Annotated in this window: 1 rRNA gene; it reads right to left on the bottom strand. The window is 52.0% G+C overall.

Features of this window, described 5'->3' with window-relative positions:
* Positions 1-20: 20 nt before the first annotated feature.
* Positions 21-1,189: ribosomal RNA gene (locus GTH32_RS19260) — 23S ribosomal RNA — on the bottom strand; the annotation flags it as partial.

Below are 1,189 nucleotides of genomic sequence, written 5' to 3'. Positions count from 1 at the left end.
CGAAGCCTTTTAGGCGTTGTATGGTTAAGCCTCTCGGGCAATTAGTACAGGTTAGCTTAACGCCTTACAACGCTTCCACACCCTGCCTATCAACGTCATCGTCTATAACAACCCTTCCGGACTTTAAAAGTCAGGGATGACTCATCTCTGGGCCGGCTTCCCGCTTAGATGCTTTCAGCGGTTATCCGTTCCGAACGTAGCTACCGGGCAATGCCATTGGCATGACAACCCGAACACCAGCGGTTCGTCCACTCCGGTCCTCTCGTACTAGGAGCAGCTCCCATCAATCATCCAACGCCCACACCAGATAGGGACCGAACTGTCTCACGACGTTCTAAACCCAGCTCGCGTACCACTTTAAATGGCGAACAGCCATACCCTTGGGACCGACTTCAGCCCCAGGATGTGATGAGCCGACATCGAGGTGCCAAACACCGCCGTCGATATGAACTCTTGGGCGGTATCAGCCTGTTATCCCCGGAGTACCTTTTATCCGTTGAGCGATGGCCCTTCCATACAGAACCACCGGATCACTATGACCTACTTTCGTACCTGCTCGACGTGTCTGTCTCGCAGTTAAGCTAGCTTATGCCATTGCACTAACCTCACGATGTCCGACCGTGATTAGCTAACCTTCGTGCTCCTCCGTTACTATTTGGGAGGAGACCGCCCCAGTCAAACTACCCACCAGACACTGTCCACATTCCCGATAAGGGAACTATGTTAGAACATCAAACATACAAGGGTGGTATTTCAAGGACGGCTCCACATCATCTAGCGACAATGCTTCAAAGCCTCCCACCTATCCTACACATGTAGGTTCAATGTTCAGTGCCAAGCTGTAGTAAAGGTTCACGGGGTCTTTCCGTCTAGGTGCGGGTACACAGCATCTTCACTGCGATTTCAATTTCACTGAGTCTCGGGTGGAGACAGCGTGGCCATGGTTACACCATTCGTGCAGGTCGGAACTTACCCGACAAGGAATTTCGCTACCTTAGGACCGTTATAGTTACGGCCGCCGTTTACCGGGGCTTCGATCAAGAGCTTCGTCCGAAAACTAACCCCATCAATTAACCTTCCGGCACCGGGCAGGTGTCACACCCTATACGTCCTCTTACGAGTTTGCAGAGTGCTGTGTTTTTAATAAACAGTCCCAGCCACCTGGTCACTGCGGCCTCCATGTGCTTAC

This window comes from Alteromonas profundi (assembly GCF_010500865.1).
Classification (GTDB): Bacteria; Pseudomonadota; Gammaproteobacteria; order Enterobacterales; family Alteromonadaceae; genus Alteromonas; species Alteromonas profundi.
This window is presented reverse-complemented; position numbering and strand designations above follow the sequence as displayed.